The sequence below is a fragment of the Streptomyces sp. NPDC008150 genome, from assembly GCF_042956945.1.
Taxonomy (GTDB): domain Bacteria; phylum Actinomycetota; class Actinomycetes; order Streptomycetales; family Streptomycetaceae; genus Streptomyces.
The window spans coordinates 1,054,911-1,072,102 of record NZ_JBIBHJ010000001.1; the positions used below are offsets into that span (position 1 = coordinate 1,054,911).

At 74.0% G+C, this 17,192-nt stretch carries 10 protein-coding genes; 7 read left to right on the plus strand and 3 right to left on the minus strand.

From position 1 onward, the window contains the following. Nucleotides 1-236 precede the first annotated feature (236 nt). The gene (gene polA / locus ACFZA0_RS04595) at nt 237-2,963 is read left to right on the plus strand and encodes a DNA polymerase I (RefSeq protein WP_391011109.1); all 2,727 of its coding nucleotides are present in this window, start codon (nt 237-239) and stop codon (nt 2,961-2,963) included. Between the two features lie 618 nt (nt 2,964-3,581). Beyond that, entirely contained in the window at nt 3,582-4,082 is a 501-nt protein-coding gene (locus ACFZA0_RS04600) for a hypothetical protein (RefSeq protein ID WP_391011112.1), read from the plus strand. Nucleotides 4,083-4,829: 747 nt separating this feature from the next. Here ACFZA0_RS04600 and ACFZA0_RS04605 read toward each other — a convergent pair. Continuing rightward, complete coding sequence (locus ACFZA0_RS04605) at nt 4,830-5,711, minus strand: DUF4184 family protein (protein WP_391011115.1); 882 nt, start codon at nt 5,709-5,711, stop codon at nt 4,830-4,832. A gap of 345 nt (nt 5,712-6,056) precedes the next feature. Between ACFZA0_RS04605 and ACFZA0_RS04610 the strand changes: the two genes are divergently transcribed. Then, nucleotides 6,057-7,814 (plus strand): lytic murein transglycosylase, encoded by a 1,758-nt coding sequence (locus ACFZA0_RS04610; protein ID WP_391011117.1) that lies wholly within the window; start codon nt 6,057-6,059, stop codon nt 7,812-7,814. Nucleotides 7,815-8,004: 190 nt separating this feature from the next. On the opposite strand, the gene hrpB is transcribed toward ACFZA0_RS04610, so the two are convergent. Further along, nucleotides 8,005-10,554 (minus strand): ATP-dependent helicase HrpB, encoded by a 2,550-nt coding sequence (gene hrpB / locus ACFZA0_RS04615; RefSeq protein ID WP_391011119.1) that lies wholly within the window; start codon nt 10,552-10,554, stop codon nt 8,005-8,007. 116 nt (nt 10,555-10,670) lie between these two features. Beyond that, nucleotides 10,671-11,528: a methyltransferase domain-containing protein gene (locus ACFZA0_RS04620; protein ID WP_391011838.1), complete on the minus strand. Its 858-nt coding sequence runs from the start codon at nt 11,526-11,528 to the stop codon at nt 10,671-10,673. A 387-nt stretch (nt 11,529-11,915) separates the two neighbouring features. On the opposite strand from ACFZA0_RS04620, the gene rpsA reads away from it, so the two are divergent. The 4 genes from rpsA to coaE all read left to right on the plus strand — a co-directional run bounded on the left by rpsA (nt 11,916) and on the right by coaE (nt 17,186). Then, entirely contained in the window at nt 11,916-13,424 is a 1,509-nt protein-coding gene (gene rpsA / locus ACFZA0_RS04625; protein ID WP_391011122.1) for a 30S ribosomal protein S1, read from the plus strand. Between the two features lie 210 nt (nt 13,425-13,634). After that, complete coding sequence (locus ACFZA0_RS04630; protein ID WP_391011125.1) at nt 13,635-15,242, plus strand: FAD-dependent oxidoreductase; 1,608 nt, start codon at nt 13,635-13,637, stop codon at nt 15,240-15,242. Nucleotides 15,243-15,476: 234 nt separating this feature from the next. Further along, entirely contained in the window at nt 15,477-16,415 is a 939-nt protein-coding gene (locus tag ACFZA0_RS04635) for a PAC2 family protein (protein ID WP_391011128.1), read from the plus strand. Nucleotides 16,416-16,547: 132 nt separating this feature from the next. Beyond that, a complete protein-coding gene (coaE, locus tag ACFZA0_RS04640; protein WP_391011131.1) occupies nt 16,548-17,186 on the plus strand; it encodes a dephospho-CoA kinase in 639 nt (212 codons plus the stop codon). Nucleotides 17,187-17,192: the final 6 nt, after the last annotated feature.

A 17,192-nucleotide genomic window follows, 5' to 3' on the forward strand; every position in this document is an offset into this window, starting at 1 on the left:
GCACGCTCCTTCGCATACATGTGTGAACTACCCCTCGATACTCGCACGCGCGGCGGAACGTGCGTACGGGCGGCCGTGCCCGGCGCGACAGCATTGGTTGCGGTGCGGCGCTTGCGCGGGCGGCCGGTGGCGTGTCCGGCGGGCCCGCGCGGGGGAGCGGTGCGCGGCGTCCGGAACGGGACGGGTCCGGCCGAGCGCGAGCCGCGCTGTCGGTGGGGCGTGGCAGGATCGGGGGCGTGGCAGAAACAGCAGCGAAGAAGACCGACAAAACCCCCGGCGACCGCCCGCGGCTGATGCTCATGGACGGGCACTCGCTGGCGTACCGCGCGTTCTTCGCGCTGCCCGCGGAGAACTTCACGACCGCGACGGGCCAGCCCACCAACGCGATCTACGGGTTCGCGTCGATGCTGGCCAACACGCTGCGCGACGAGTCGCCCACGCACTTCGCGGTCGCCTTCGACGTCTCCCGCAAGACGTGGCGCTCCGAGGAGTTCACCGAGTACAAGGCCAACCGGTCCAAGACCCCGGACGAGTTCAAGGGCCAGGTCGAGCTGATCGGCGAGCTCCTCGACACGATGAACGCCTCCCGCTTCGCGGTCGACGGCTTCGAGGCGGACGACATCATCGCCACCCTCGCCACGCAGGCGGAGGCCGAGGGCTTCGAGGTGCTGATCGTCACCGGCGACCGCGACTCCTTCCAGCTCGTCTCCGAGCACACGACGGTGCTGTACCCGACGAAGGGCGTCTCGGAGCTGACCCGGTTCACCCCGGAGAAGGTTTTCGAGAAGTACGGGCTGACGCCCGCGCAGTACCCCGACTTCGCGGCGCTGCGCGGCGACCCGTCGGACAACCTGCCCGGCATCCCCGGCGTCGGCGAGAAGACCGCCGCGAAGTGGATCAACCAGTTCGGTTCGTTCGCGGACCTGGTGGAGCGCGTCGACGAGGTCAAGGGCAAGGCCGGGCAGAACCTCCGCGACCACCTGGAGGCCGTCAAGCTCAACCGCCGCCTCACCGAGATGGTCAAGGACGTCGAGCTGCCCCGCGCGGTCACCGACCTGGAGCGCGCCCCGTACGACCGCACGGCCCTCGCCGCCCTGCTGGACACCCTGGAGATCCGCAACCCGTCGCTGCGCGAGCGGCTGCTCGCCGTCGACCCCGGCGGCCAGGACGAGACCCCGGCGTCGCCCGCCGCGACCGCCGGGGTGGAGCTGGACGGCTCGGTCCTCGGCACCGGCGAGGTCGCGCCCTGGCTCGCCGAGCACGGCACGCGCACCCTGGGCGTCGCCACCGTCGCGAGCTGGGCACTGGGCACCGGCACGGTCGCCGAGGTCGCGCTCGCCGCGGACGGGGGAGCGGCCGCCTGGTTCGACCCCTCCCAGCTCGACCAGGCCGACGAGAACGCGTTCGCCGCCTGGCTCGCCGACGAGAGCCGCCCCAAGGTCCTGCACAACGCGAAGGCTGCCATGCGCGTCTTCGCCGAGCACGGCTGGAGCCTCGCCGGCGTCGGCATGGACACCGCGCTCGCCGCCTACCTGGTCAAGCCGGGCCGCCGCTCCTTCGACCTGGACGCGCTGTCCCTGGAGTACCTGGGACGGGAGCTGGCGCCTGCCGCCGCGGCCGACGGGCAGCTCGCGTTCGGCGCGGACGACGGCGCGGAGGCCGAGGCGCTGATGGTGCAGGCCCGCGCGATCCTCGACCTCGGCGAGGCGTTCGAGAGCCGGCTCGCCGAGTCCGGCTCCGCCGAACTGCTGCGCGACATGGAACTGCCCACCTCCGCCCTCCTCGCCCGCCTGGAGCGGTACGGCATCGCCGCCGACCGGGCGCACCTGGAGGCCATGGAGCAGATGTTCGCGGGCGCCGTGCAGCAGGCCGTGAAGGAGGCGCACGCCGCCGCGGGCCACGAGTTCAACCTCGGCTCGCCCAAGCAGCTCCAGGAGGTCCTCTTCAACGAGCTGGCCCTCCCGAAGACGAAGCGCACCAAGACCGGCTACACGACGGACGCCGACGCGCTCGCCTGGCTGGCCGCGCAGACCGACAACGAACTCCCGGTGATCATGCTCCGGCACCGCGAGCAGGCCAAGCTCCGCGTCACCGTCGAGGGCCTGATCAAGTCGATCGCGGCGGACGGCCGCATCCACACCACGTACAACCAGACGGTCGCCGCCACCGGCCGCCTCTCGTCGACCGACCCGAACCTCCAGAACATCCCGGTCCGCACCGACGAGGGCCGCGCGATCCGCCGCGGCTTCGTCGTCGGCGAGGGGTACGAGTCGCTGCTCACCGCGGACTACAGCCAGATCGAACTGCGCGTCATGGCGCACCTGTCGGAGGACGCGGGCCTCATCGAGGCGTTCACCTCCGGCGAGGACCTGCACACCACGGTCGCCTCGCAGGTCTTCTCCGTCGAGCGCTCCGGCGTCGACGCGGAGATGCGCCGCAAGATCAAGGCCATGTCGTACGGCCTGGCGTACGGGCTCTCCGCGTTCGGGCTCTCCCAGCAGTTGAACATCGAGGCGGGCGAGGCCCGCGCCCTGATGGACACCTACTTCGAGCGCTTCGGCGGGGTACGGGACTACCTGCGCCGCGTGGTCGAGGAGGCCCGCGCGACGGGCTACACCGAGACCCTCTTCGGCCGCCGCCGCTACCTGCCCGACCTCAACAGCGACAACCGCCAGCGCCGCGAGACGGCCGAGCGGATGGCCCTGAACGCCCCGATCCAGGGCACCGCGGCCGACATCGTCAAGATCGCGATGCTGAACGTCGACAAGGCCCTGCGCGAGGCGGACCTCACCTCCCGGATGCTGCTCCAGGTCCATGACGAAATCGTCCTGGAGATCGCCCCGGGCGAGCGGAAGGCCACGGAGGAGATCGTGCGCCGCGAGATGGCGGGAGCGGTCACCCTGCGGGCCCCGCTGGACGTGTCGGTCGGCGTGGGCCAGGACTGGGAGTCGGCGGCGCACTGACCGGAGGCGGGCGCGGGGCGCGCCGGGGCGGGCCCCGGCCGGGCGTGCCCCGCGCCGCCGGTGCTGTGCCTGCGGGACGCCCCGGGCGCGGTGTCTCCGACGCCGGGCGACGCGCGTTCGGTCGGGTGGCCTGCGGCTCGGGTGGCCTGAGCGGGTGCGGGCCTGTTGCCCCCGGCGTCCCATCGCGCCGGGGTCCGGTGTCCCGGGCGATGGCGGTGCCGCGTGGTCGGCGTGGGGTCTCCGCGAGGGTGCGCGGCGGGTCCGAGGGGCGGTTTCGGGGACACCCCGGCGTCGTCGAGGCGTGGGCCGCGCTGCCGTTCCGTTGCCGGCGGGGGTCGTTACTCGCGTGGCCCCCACGGTCGCGCCGCCCGCCGTACCGGCCGGGCCTGCTGCCCTCGGTCTCGCGTTGCCGGGGTCCGGTGTACCGGGCGATGGCGGTGCCGCGTGGTCGGCGTGGGGTCTCCGCGAGGGTGCGCGGCGGGTCCGAGAGGCGGTTTCGGGGACGCCCCGGCGTCGTCGAGGCGTGGGCCGCGCTGCCGTCCCGTTGCCCGTGGGGGCCGTCACTCGCGTGGCCCCCACGGTCGCGCCGCCCGCCGTACCGGCCGCGAGGATGCGGGCATGGGTATACGCATGCTCCACCGCAGGGCGGCCCAGGCACTGACGCGGACCCGGCGGGACGCCGGTGTGCTGCGCCTGATGCCGCCCCCGCCGGTCCGGGTCGTCGCCGACGACGCGAGCACCGCCCGCAAGCCCGCCGACATGGTGGCCGCCCTGCGCCACGGCATGACGACCTTCGGCGGCCGCCTGCGCCGCCGGGACCCGGTCGCGCCGCCGCCCGACGACCTGGCCCGGTGGCGGCAGTGGGCCGACCTGGCCTGCGGCTACCTCGCCCTCGTGCTCGACCGGCTGCCACGCCCCCGCCCCCGGCACACCGTCACCGTCTTCACGGCCGAGGCGCCGCCCGTCCGTGCGCCGGCCGGGCGGGACGGCGCCGGTTTTCCGGGCGACACGGGGTTCTCGGTGGGGCCCGCCCGGCTGCCCGGTTGCCTTCCGCCCGGCCCGGAGCCCGGCCGCCCGGGACCGCCGGAGTGGCCGCGGCGGCCCGACGCGGCGGCCTGACCAACCCGCGGCGCACTGCCGTCCTGCGGGGCCAACACCGTTGCCGCGCGCGGCACTTCGGCCGTCGCGCCCAGCGACCCACCGGGCCCCCGGCCGGACCCTCCTCCACCACCTCGCACGGAACGAACCGCCACGGCGAGGCGCGGCAGCCCCGCTCCCGCCGCCGCATACGACGTCGGTGCACCGGCACCGGTGCGCCCGCAATTCGGGTGCCGGGTACGGCATTTCGGCCGAAACGGGAGCGGGATCGCTCATGCCCGCCCGCGTCGCGCGGGGCGGGACTTGCGCGGGGCGGGACTTCGGCGCCCACGGGATTCCAGGGCGGTGGCGCGCCGCCGCAGAGTGCGCTCGTCCGCGCTCGTCCGCTTCCGTCTGCCGGCGCTGGACGCTCCCGACGGATCCCGCCCGCCGCCGGACCGCCCAGGCGCCGCACGCGGCGACACCCCGCCGGACCGACCCGGCACCGCCCGCGTCGGCCGCCGCGCGCGGCGACGCCCCCGGGCGAGCCCTCGCCGAGGCGTGCCCGCCCGGTTCCCCCGCCGCGGCCGCCCCGCCGCCGGGCCGACCCGCCACCGCACGCGCCGACCGCCGCACGCGGCGACACCCCGCCGGACCGACCCGCCACCGCACGCGTCGACCGCCGCACGCGGCGACGCCCCCGGGTGAGCCCTCGCCGAGGCGTGCCCGTCCGGTTCCCCCGCCGCGGCCGCCCCGGGAACCGGCCCCGTCTCCGTGCCGCCGCCCGCGTCATCCCGGCGCCGGTCCGTCCCCTCGGGCAGCCGCCCCCACCCCGTCCCGTCGCCCCGGAGCGTCGCCGTCCGCGCCCGCCGCGGGCGCCCCCGCGGAGCGGCCCCGGAGTCTCGTCGCCGCCGCGTACAGCAGCAGTCCCGCAAGCAGGCCGGCGCCCGCGCCGAAGCACAGCGTCGGGACGAACTGCCACAGCGGTGCGTCCGGGGCGCCGTGCCGCCACCGCACCGCGCGCTCCGCCGCCCCCGCCGTCACGCACCCGGCGATCACGGCGACGGCGTACCCGCGACGTCGTGCGGACGGACCGGGAACCGCGCCCCGCGGCGCCGCCCGCCGCAGCGCCCGCGCGGCGAACAGGACGATCAGCACCGCCGCCAGCGCCGAACTCCCGTACTGGACAAGCCTGTAGAGCGGCACGCCGGCCAACGGTGCGGCCAGGCGCGGGACGAGGCGCGTGCCCCAGCGCCCCGGATGCGTGAACGCGTCCCACACCACGTGGGTCAGCGAGCCGAGTGCCGCCGACGCGTACCACCACGCCACCGTCCGCGCGGAGAGGGGCGTCCGGGGGCGGCCGCACCCCAGGACCTCCGCCGCCCGCGGCCGGGCGGCCGACGGCAGCAGCGCCACCAGCGGTTCCCGCAGCACCAGCCACAGCCCCACCAGGGCCCACGCGGTGAGCACGTCCACCGTGAACACCCCCGGGAACGAGTGCGTGACGCGGCCGAAGCGCATCGCGCCGGGCACGACGCCCGCCGCGTAGTAGGTCGTGTCCGGTGCGAACGACCCCGCGACGAGGACCGCGGGGACGAGCCGTCCCCGCCCCGTCCCGTCGGCCCGCAACGCGGGCAGCACGGCGGCCGCGTGACTCAAGGTGAACGGCAACTGAGCTCCCCGTACGTGCTGTCGGCGTCCCGCGGTGACCTCCGCCACCCGTGGCCAGTATCGCGAGCGGCGCGGAGGACCGCCCGGGGACCCGGGCGACGCACGGGACAACCAGGCGTGGCCAACCGGTGAAAACCGGGCACGAACGGGTGCCCCCGCAAAGAAAGTTGTCGTAGGGTCACCTGGGTCGCCGTGCCGGGCCTCCGCGTCGAACACGCGGCCGGGGCACGGGGACGGAAGTCCTCGAAGCGCCGGCGGAAGCCCCGCCCGGGGGGCGGCGGCACCACAGTGCACGTGCGGCAGACGGAGAGGGGCGCGACGGCGTCCACAGGAGGGATTCGCTCTATGGCGGCGCAGTTCGGCAGGCGGCTGTACAAGGGGGCGGCGACCGCGACCGTCGCCGCGGCGGTGGTCGCGGCACTGTCCGCGTCGCAGGCTCCGGGGGTGACGGCGGACTCGCAGGGCAGACAGACCACCAGCGGTGCCCCGTCCGCGGACGCCGGCACGGGCACGGGCAGCGCGGACGGCGGTTCGGCCGGCGACCAGGGCTACTACACCGACCTCCCGCCGCTGGACAGCCCCAACCCCTCCGCCTCTCCGAGCGCCACCACCGGGCCCGCCACGGGCGACGCCGAGTCCGGCATACCGGCGACCGTGCTCGACGCCTACCGCAAGGCCGCCGCCGAACTCCAGGCGTCCAAGCCCGGCTGCAACCTGCCCTGGCAACTCCTCGCCGCCATCGGCAAGGTGGAGTCCGGACAGGCGTGGGGCGGACAGGTGGACGCCGACGGCACCACCACCAAGAAGATCGTCGGCCCGGAACTCTCCGGCGGGGCCTACGCGAAGATCTCCGACACCGACAACGGCGTCTACGACGGCGACAGCGCCTACGACCACGCCGTCGGGCCGATGCAGTTCATCCCGTCGACGTGGGCCTGGGCCGGCCGCGACGGCAACGGCGACGGCGTCAAGGACCCCAACAACGTCTACGACGCCGCGCTCGCCGCGGGCCACTACCTGTGCCGCAACGGCTGGGACCTGTCCACGCAGGCCGACGTCGACAGCGCGGTCCTCAGCTACAACAACTCGACCGCGTACCTGAACACGGTCATGTCGTGGTTCGAGTACTACCGCAAGGGCACCCACTCGATCCCGAACGGCACCGGCACGCTGCCCGTCCACCGCAGCGGCGACCCGACCACTCCCGCGGAGCCGGAGAAGCCGCCGGTCAAGAGCCCCCCGGCGACCACGCCGCCCGCCACCTCCGAGCCGTCGCCGCCGACGACGCCGCCGTCCGGGGGCGCGACGACGCCGCCCCCGACCACCCCGCCCGCCACGACGCCGCCCACCGCGACCGAGACGGTCGCGCGCCTGGTCGACGCCGACGCGGGGACGCTCACCGCGACGGCGGGCGACGCGTTCACGCGGAAGATCGCCGCCCGTGCCGAGACCTCCGCGGACAAGGCGGTCGCCAAGGTCCGGGTCCGCTTCACCATCAGCGGGGACACCGACGCGACGTTCACCGGCGGCGAGACCGTCGCCACCGTCGTCACGGACAGCACCGGCACCGCCGTCGCACCCGCGCTCCAGGCCGGCGAGACCACCGGCGACTTCACCGTCAAGGCCGCCCTGGTGGGCCGCACGGTGGACGCGCCGAGCTGGACGGCCACCGTCACCGCACGGGCCGCCGACACGCTGGCCCGCACGACGGACACCGCGCTGACCTGCGTGGCCGACGGCGAGTTCGCCGACGCGGTCACCCTCAAGGCCACGTACAAGGACGCCGTCGCGGACAAGGTCGCCGCGACCGCCACCCTGATCACGTCGGCGGACGACGCGACCGTCAACGACAAGGGCCCCTACTTCAAGGACGCCGACGGCAACGCCGTGCGCACCCTGACGGACCTGACCACGGACGCCGACGGCCTGCTCAAGCTGCCGCAGCTCTACGCGGACGGCAACGCCGGCACCTACCTGCTGCGCGTCACGACGACCGGCGGCGCGACCCTGACGGTCGAACTGACCGTGACGGCGGCCCCGTCGGACGGCACGTCCACCGACAGCCCGTCCCCGGAGCCGAGTCCGACGACGGACGCGAGCTGATCCGGAGCCCGGCATCGGGCACCGAGCACCGCGGCGACCGGCCGGGGCCCCCGCACACGGGGTGCCCCGGCCGGTCGCCCTCTGCGTCCTGCGGCATCGACTCGGCTCCCCGCCGTACGAGTTGGCGCCGGCTCACCTGCCCGGCGCCGGACGCACCCGATCCAGGAGGGCCGCCCCGCCCCCGCGCCCCTCACCGCTCCGACCGTGCCTTCGTGTGCCGCGTCGGCCGTGCCGTCGCCGGGTCCTCGGGCCACGGGTGCTTCGGGTAGCGGCCGCGCAGCTCGGCGCGGACGCCGCGGTAGCCGTCCCGCCAGAACGACGCGAGGTCGGCCGTGACGGCGGCGGGACGCCCTGCCGGTGACAACAGGTGGACCAGGAGCGGGACTCCGGCCACCGACGGCGTCTGCCGCAGCCCGAACATCTCCTGGAGCTTGACCGCCAGCACGGGCTGCGCGGGGTCGGTGTAGTCGATCCGGACCCGGGAGCCGCTGGGCACGGCGATCCGCTCCGGGGCGAGTTCGTCGAGCCGGGCCGCCTCGCCCGTCGTCCACGGCAGCAGCCTGCCGAGCGCCTGGCCGGCGTGGATGCGGCCGAGGTCGGCCCGGCGCCGGGCCCGCCCCAGCTCCGGTTCCAGCCACTCGTCCACGCGCGCGTACAGCGCGTCGTCGGCCACGTCCGGCCACGGCTCCCCGAGCCGCTGCCGCAGGAACGCGAGCCGCTGCCGCAGCGCCTTCGCCTCCGGCGACCACCGCAGCAGCCCGAACCCCTCCTTGGCGAGGCCCTCCAGCAGCGCGGCCCGCACGTCCGCCGAGGCGGTGCGCGCGGGCGTGCGCACGGACAGCTCGACCGCGCCGAGGCGTTCGACCCGGCGGGCCACCACGTCCCCGTCCGCCCAGTGCACCTCGTCCCGCTCGTCGTGCAGCGACCCGGCCGCGCGCCGGGCGACGCCCTCGTCGATCACGGCACCGAGCCGTACGCGCGCGTGCCCGCCGCCGACGGGCCGGTCGGCGACCGCGACGGCGATCCACGGCGAACCCCGCAGCGGCGACCCGTCCGGAACCTCGGCGCGGGTGCCGGACACCATCAGGTACGAGCCGCCGTCGGCGCGGGCCGTGCGCTCGGGGAACGCGAGGGCGGCGACGAGCCCCACGAGCAGGTCGTCCCCGCGCACCCCGCCGTCCGGCGCACCGCCGCCCGCCCGCGCCCGCTGCCCGGTGCCGCCGGCCGCCTCGTCCCGCTCGGTGAGAGCCGACCGCAGCCGCCGTGCCTCGGTGCGCCAGCGCGCCGCGTACGCGTCACCGCCGCGCCGGGCCGTGCGCAGTGCCGCCGCCAGGTCGTCCCCGTACTCCCGCGGTGTCTCCTCGCCGATCAGCGCGACCGCCTCGGCGGCCCGTTCCGCGCCCACCGACGGGGCCGCGTCCAGCAGGGCCCGGCCCAGCCGCGGGTGCACGCCGAGCCGGGACATGCGCACCCCGCGCGCGGTGGCCCGCCCGTCGCCGTCGACCGCCCCGACCGCCGTGAGGACGGAACGGGCGGCGGCCATCGCCCCGGCCGGCGGCGGGTCGAGCAGGGCGAGCCCGGTGGCGTCCGGGTCGCCCCAGCACGCGGTCTGCAGGGCGAACGCCGTCAGGTCGGCCACCTTGATCTCCGGCGCGGGGAAGCGCGGCAGCCGGACGTCCTCGGCCTCCGTCCAGCACCGGTAGACGGTGCCCGGCGCCTCGCGCCCGGCCCGTCCCGCGCGCTGGCGCCCCGACGCCTGCGAGGCCCGCACGGTGGTCAGGGCGCTCAGGCCGCGCGCGTGGTCGACGCGCGGCTGCCGTGCGAGACCGGCGTCCACGACGACCCGCACGCCCGGCACGGTCAGCGACGACTCCGCGACGGAGGTGGCCAGCACCACGCGGCGCCGCTCTCCCGGCGTGAGCACGGCGTCCTGGACGGCGGCCGGGGCCCGCCCGTGCACCTGGAGCACGTCCACCCCGCCGGGCGCCCCCAACTGCCCGGCCACGCGCGCGATCTCGCCGACACCGGGCAGGAAGCACAGCACGTCGCCGTCCCGCTCGGCGAGCGCCCTGCGCACCACGGACGCCACGTGCGCGAGGAGCGCGGGATCGACCCGCATGCCCTGCGGCGGGCGCACCGGCCGGGCCGGGGGAGCCCACACGACCTCGACCGGGTGGGCGGTCCCGGCGGCCTCGACGACCGGCGCCCCGCCGAGGAGCGCGGCCCAGCCCGTCGCGTCGGTGGTCGCGGACGCGGCGACCAGCCGCAGGTCGGGGCGCAGCGTCTGGCGCACGTCCCACAGGAACGCGGCCGTCGTGTCCGCGTCCAGGTGCCGCTCGTGGCACTCGTCGAGGATCACCACGTCGACGCCCGCCAACTCCTGGTCGCGTTGCAGCCGTTGGAGGAGCACGCCGGTCGTGACGACCTCCACGCGCGTGTGCCGCCCGACGACGCGTTCGCCGCGCACGGTGTAGCCGACGCTGTCGCCCGTCCTCTCGCCCAGCAGCCACGCCATCCGCCGGGCGGCAGCACGGGCCGCGATCCGCCGCGGCTCGGCGACCACCACCCGCCGTGCGGGGCCCTCGTCCAGCAGTCCCGCCAGCCGCAGCGGCACCAGCGTGGTCTTGCCGGTGCCGGGCGGCGCGACCAGGACGGCGGTGCCGTGCCCGGCGAGGGCGTCGTCCAGGGCGGGCAGGGCACTGCGCACGGGCAGCCGGTCCACGGCGTCGTAACGGATCACGCCCCCAGTGTCGTACGCGCGCGGGTGCCGCACGCCCGGCGGGAGGAGGCCCTGCCCGGAACGCGAGGGCGCCCTCCACGCGTGCGTGGAGGGCGCCGGGGTGCGTGCGGGACCACTCAGTCCCGGGGGTCCCGCTCGCACACGAGGATCGCCGAGCCCGGGATGAGGTTGCCGCGCAGCGGCGACCAGCCGCCCCACTCCGAGGTGTTCCAGGCCGGCCACTCCGGCTCGACGAGGTCCACCAGGCGCAGCCCGGCGGCCACGACGTCCCGGACCCGGTCGCCGATCGTGCGGTGGTGCTCGACGTAGACCGCGCGGCCCTCGTCGTCCTGCTCGACGTAGGGGGTGCGGTCGAAGTAGGAGGCCGAGACGGTCAGGCCCTCGGGGCCCGGCTCGTCGGGGAAGGCCCAGCGCACCGGGTGGGTCACCGAGAACACGAAGCGGCCGCCCGGCCGCAGCACCCGGCGCACCTCGCTCAGCACGAGCACCGGGTCCGCGACGAACGGCATCGCGCCGTACGCCGAGCAGGCCAGGTCGAACGAGCCGTCCGCGAACGGCAGTACGCCCGCGTCGGCCTGCACGAGGGGGAAGGGGGCGCCGATCCGCAGGGCGTGCTGGAGCTGGCGGTGGGACAGGTCGAGGGCGACCGGGCGGGCGCCCTGGGCGGCCAGCCAGCGTGAGCACTGGGCCGCGCCCGCGCCGATCTCCAGGACGCGGCGGCCGGCCAGTTCCTCGGGCGGGCCGAGCAGTTCGGCCTCCACCTCGTCGAGGCCCTCGGGGCCCCACACGAAGCGGTCGTCCCCGAGGAACGTGCCGTGCTCGTTCTGGTACTCGTCCGCGTTGCGGTCCCACCAGCCCCGGTTGGCCCGGGAACTCTCCGTGACACCGGCCGTACGGCGGGTGGCCTCCGGTTCGGTCTCCCCGGACGCTGCGGACGGAACGGAATCCTCGACGGTCTCGGACTCTTGGATGATCGGCTCCCTCGTCGTACTCTTCCGTCACCTTCGCGGTGCGGACCCTCCGGGCTGTGTCACGGAAGGGGTTCCACGGGCCTGCGCGCCCGCGGGGACACGTCTTGTGCCGGGTATGCGGCGATCCGCCCCGGGTGTGCGCCTTCGCGCATTGACCCTGTCCGGCTGCCCCCGTATGCTACAAGTTGCGCTGCGGGCCTGCGCACCTCAGACGTAGCAGGTCGCGCTCGCATCTGTATGTATGTCCCCTCGGTTCTCGAGGCGCCACCGGGCACTTGGTGTCCCTTGTGTGTGGTGCTTCCTTGGCTGTCCGGTCTTCTGCAGAGCGAAACGGGCTCCCGGCGCAAGCAGTACCTACGACTCTCTGTCCGTACCGGAGCCCTTTCCCACATGACGAGCAGCACCGAGACCACCGCCACCACCCCGCAGGTTGCGGTCAACGACATCGGTAACGAGGAAGCCTTCCTCGCCGCGATCGACGAGACGATCAAGTACTTCAACGACGGCGACATCGTCGACGGCGTCATCGTGAAGGTCGACCGGGACGAGGTCCTGCTCGACATCGGTTACAAGACCGAAGGTGTCATCCCGAGCCGCGAGCTCTCGATCAAGCACGACGTCGACCCCAACGAGGTCGTCGCCGTCGGTGACGAGATCGAAGCCCTTGTTCTCCAGAAGGAGGACAAGGAAGGCCGCCTGATCCTCTCGAAGAAGCGCGCCCAGTACGAGCGCGCCTGGGGCACCATCGAGAAGATCAAGGAAGAGGACGGCATCGTCACCGGTACCGTCATCGAGGTCGTCAAGGGTGGACTCATCCTCGACATCGGCCTCCGTGGCTTCCTGCCGGCCTCCCTCGTCGAGATGCGCCGTGTCCGCGACCTCCAGCCCTACGTGGGCAAGGAGCTCGAGGCCAAGATCATCGAGCTGGACAAGAACCGCAACAACGTGGTCCTGTCCCGCCGTGCCTGGCTGGAGCAGACCCAGTCCGAGGTCCGCCAGACGTTCCTCACGACCCTCCAGAAGGGTCAGGTCCGTTCCGGCGTCGTCTCCTCGATCGTCAACTTCGGTGCCTTCGTGGACCTGGGTGGCGTCGACGGTCTGGTGCACGTCTCCGAGCTGTCCTGGAAGCACATCGACCACCCCTCCGAGGTTGTCGAGGTCGGCCAGGAGGTCACCGTCGAGGTTCTCGACGTGGACATGGACCGCGAGCGTGTCTCCCTGTCGCTGAAGGCGACGCAGGAAGACCCGTGGCAGCAGTTCGCCCGCACGCACCAGATCGGTCAGGTCGTGCCCGGCAAGGTCACGAAGCTGGTTCCGTTCGGTGCGTTCGTCCGCGTGGACGAGGGCATCGAGGGCCTGGTCCACATCTCCGAGCTGGCCGAGCGCCACGTGGAGATCCCGGAGCAGGTCGTCCAGGTCAACGACGAGATCTTCGTCAAGGTCATCGACATCGACCTCGAGCGCCGTCGCATCAGCCTCTCGCTGAAGCAGGCCAACGAGGCCTTCGGCTCCGACCCGTCGGCCGTCGAGTTCGACCCGACCCTGTACGGCATGGCCGCGTCGTACGACGACCAGGGCAACTACATCTACCCCGAGGGCTTCGACCCCGAGACCAACGACTGGCTCGAGGGCTACGAGACCCAGCGCGAGGCGTGGGAGGGTCAGTACGCCGAGGCCCAGACCCGCTTCGAGCAGCACCAGCAGCAGGTCATCAAGTCGCGCGAGGCGGACGCTGCCGCGGCCGCCGAGGGTGGCGACGTGGCTGCCGCCGCGGTGTCCTCCAGCGGTGGCGGTGGCGGTTCGTCCTACTCCTCCGAGGGTGCGGACAACTCCGGCGCCCTCGCGTCGGACGAGGCTCTTGCCGCGCTCCGCGAGAAGCTGGCCGGCGGCCAGAGCTGAACTCCCCTCCAGGGAGCGTCGGTTCACTGACGCCTGAGCGGTAACCCGAGGGCCCGCATCCGATTCGGATGCGGGCCCTCGGTGTGTCCGGAATCCGGTGCCGGGGATTCGGGCAGAGAAATGTGCACGATACACAAGCTGGGTGACAGCTGTAACCGTCGGTTGGCACGCTTCCCGCGTCGATCAAGATCGAAAGAGGGAGCTCCACCTATGACAGAGCTGCAGTCCGGATCTGGTTCGAGCCGCCGGTCCTTCCTCCGCAACGTCGGTCTCACCAGCGGCGCGGGGGTCATGTTCGCGACCATGGGGGCGATGGGCCTGGCGCCCACCGCCGAGGCCGCACAGCGGGAGCAGCCGTTCAAGGCGCTCAGCGCGAGCGACTTCCACCTGACGGGTCGCAGCGCCGCCAAGGTCGTCATCGTGGGCGGCGGCATCGCCGGGCTGACCACCGCGTACGAACTGGGCAAGGCGGGCTACGACTGTACGATCCTGGAGGCCCGGGACCGCACCGGCGGACGCAACTTCACCGTCCGCGGCGGCGACACCACCACGGACCTGAACGGCAACAGGCAGACCGCGCGCTTCACCAAGGGTCAGTACATGAACGCGGGGCCCGGACGCCTCGCCCAGTGGATGGTCACCCTCGACTACTGCCGCGAACTCGGCGTCCCCATCGAGGTGTTCACCAACGTCAACGCCGACGCGTACCTCTACAACGAGAGCGCCGGCATGACGAAGCCGATGCGCTACCGCGCCGCCAAGGCCGACTACTACGGCTACGTCTCCGAACTCCTCGCCAAGGCGAGCGACTCGGGCGCCCTGGACGCCGAACTGAGCGCCGCCGACCGCGAGTTGCTCGTCACCTTCCTCAAGAGCTACGGCCAGCTCGGCAAGGACCTGTCGTACACCGGCGGCGCCAACGGCGGGTACACCACCTGGCCCGCGGCGGCCGGCACCCCGGGCACGCTGCGCGACGCGGTGCCCAGCGCCTCCGACCTCTTCGCCACGCAGGTCGGCCGCTACTTCTCCTTCGAGTTCGAGTTCGACCAGGCGATGCTGATGTTCCAGCCCGTCGGCGGCATGGACCAGATACCCAAGGCCTTCACCCGCGCCGTCGGCGCGCACCGCATCAGGACCGGCGCCGCCGTCACGAAGATCACCGACCGCGGCAACGGCGTCCGGGTCGCCTACACCCAGGGCGGACGCAGCCAGGTCATCGACGCCGACTACTGCGTCGCCGCCCTGCCGCCCAACATCCTCGCCAAGGTCCCGCACAACCTCGGCACGGGCGTGCAGAGCGCCCTGGAGGCCATCACCCCCTCGTCGGCCGGCAAGATCGGCCTGGAGTACAGGTCGCGCTGGTGGGAGACCGACCACAAGATCTACGGCGGCATCACCGAGACCGACCTCGACCTCACCCACATCTGGCACCCGTCGTACGGCTTCCACGGCGAACGCGGCCTGATGATCGGCTACTACAACACCGGTACCAAGGCCGACACCTACGGGGCGCTCACCCCCAAGCTGCGCGAGGAGCGCGCGGTGGCGCAGGGCGTGAAGATCTACGGCGACAAGTACCGCACCGAGCTGGACTCCTCGTTCTCCCACCACTGGCGCCAGACCCCGCACCTGGAGGCGGCCTGGCACAGCACCCCCGGCGGCCCCGACGACGTCCGCTACAAGCCGCTGGTCCAGCCCACGGGCCGGGTCTTCTTCGCCGGCGACTGGATCAGTTACATGGACGCCTGGCAGCACGGCGCGATCAGCTCCGCGCGCAAGACGGTCACCGACCTGCACGCGCGCGTGATGGCGGCCTAGGGGTCCCGCCGGCCGGTCGTGCGCGCGTGGGGACGCCGGCATCCCGCGCGCGCACGGCCGGTCGAGCCGCGGGTCACGGATGTGAGGGATGTGGCCCGGCACGGTAGGACTCCACCGGGACTGGGCACAGGAAGGGCAGGAAAAGGCGGTAGGAGCGGTCGGCAGGGGCGCGCGTCGGGAATGCTCGTGCGCCGTCCCACGTTGTCCTCTAGGAACACGAGGAGGAGCGGCACAGTGCTTGATCCGCAGGGTTTGTACGCATGGGAGCCGAAGGGTCTGGCTGTCGTCGACATGGCGCTCGCCCAGGAGTCGGCCGGCCTTGTCATGCTCTACCACTTCGACGGCTACATCGACGCGGGCGAGACCGGCGACCAGATCGTCGAGGGAGTGCTCGACTCGCTGCCCCACCAGGTCGTGGCGAGGTTCGACCACGACCGGCTCGTGGACTACCGCGCGCGCCGGCCGCTGCTGACGTTCAAGCGGGACCGCTGGACCGACTACGAGGAGCCCACGCTCGACGTGCGGCTCGTCCAGGACGCCACCGGCGCGCCCTTCCTGCTGCTGTCCGGCCCCGAGCCCGACGTCGAGTGGGAGCGCTTCGCCGCCGCCGTCCGCCAGGTGGTGGAGCGGCTCGGCGTGCGCCTGTCGGTCAACTTCCACGGCATCCCCATGGGCGTCCCGCACACCCGCCCCGTCGGCCTCACCCCGCACGGCAACCGCACCGAGCTGGTGCCCGGCCACCGCAGCCCCTTCGAGGAGGCGCAGGTGCCCGGCAGTGCCGAGGCGCTCGTCGAGTACCGCCTGATGGAGTCCGGCCACGACGTCCTCGGCGTCGCCGCGCACGTGCCGCACTACATCGCGCGCTCCGCCTACCCCGACGCCGCGCTGACCGCTCTGGAGGCGGTGACCGCCGCGACCGGGCTGGTCCTGCCGTCCGTCGCGCACGCCCTGCGCACCGAGGCGCACCGCACGCAGACCGAGATCGACCGGCAGATCGACGAGGGCGAGGAGGAACTGACCGAACTCGTCGAGGGCCTGGAGCACCAGTACGACGCCGCCGCGGGCGCCGAGACCCGGGGCAACATGATGGCGGAGCCCGTCGAGATCCCCTCCGCGGACGAGATCGGCCTCGAATTCGAGCGGTTCCTCGCCGAGCGGGAGGGCGACGGCTGATCCGGTACGCTGCCCGACGGCCGGTTCCGCAGGCCACCGCCCCCGTGGGGCGAGGTGGCGGGTGGCGGGCGGCCGTATCGCAGTCGGCGTGCGCCCCCGCTACGGGGGCCCGATGAGGGTGGAGGCACGGTCATGCTGTCCGTGGGCCTGACCGGCGGGATCGGCGCCGGCAAGAGCGAGGTGTCGCGGCTGCTCGTCGAGCACGGCGCGGTCCTCGTGGACGCCGACCGCATCGCTCGCGAAGTGGTCGAACCGGGCACCGACGGGCTCGCCGCGATCACGGCGGCCTTCGGCACCGAGGTGCTGGCCGCGGACGGCAGCCTGGACCGGCCCCGGCTCGGCTCGGTCGTCTTCGCCGACCCGGAGCGCCTCGCCGTCCTCAACGGCATCGTCCACCCGCTGGTGGGAGCCCGCTCCCGCGCGCTGGAGGAGGCCGCGGCGGACGACGCCGTCGTGGTGCACGACGTGCCGCTCCTCACCGAGAACTCCCTCGCCAAGCTCTACGACCTCGTGGTCGTGGTCGACGTGAGCCCCGAGACGCAGCTCGACCGCCTGGTGCGGCTGCGCGGCATGACCGAGGACGACGCCCGCGCCCGCATGGCCGCCCAGGCCGGCCGCGAGGACCGGCTGCGGATCGCCGACATCGTCGTCGACAACGACGTGCCCCTCGACGTGCTGCGCCGCCGTGTGGACGAGGTGTGGGCCGAACTGACGCGCAGGGCGGCGGCCGTGACCGGCCGACCGGACGCGGCCCGCCCCGGCGGGGAATAGCCTTTC

Bases quoted from the DNA above. Each gene is read 5' to 3' on its own strand.
- ACFZA0_RS04600 (WP_391011112.1), top strand. From the start codon at position 3,582: ATGGGTATACGCATGCTCCACCGCAGGGCGGCCCAGGCACTGACGCGG.
- ACFZA0_RS04610 (WP_391011117.1), top strand. From the start codon at position 6,057: ATGGCGGCGCAGTTCGGCAGGCGGCTGTACAAGGGGGCGGCGACCGCG.
- ACFZA0_RS04630 (WP_391011125.1), top strand. From the start codon at position 13,635: ATGACAGAGCTGCAGTCCGGATCTGGTTCGAGCCGCCGGTCCTTCCTC.
- rpsA (WP_391011122.1), top strand. From the start codon at position 11,916: ATGACGAGCAGCACCGAGACCACCGCCACCACCCCGCAGGTTGCGGTC.
- coaE (WP_391011131.1), top strand. From the start codon at position 16,548: ATGCTGTCCGTGGGCCTGACCGGCGGGATCGGCGCCGGCAAGAGCGAG.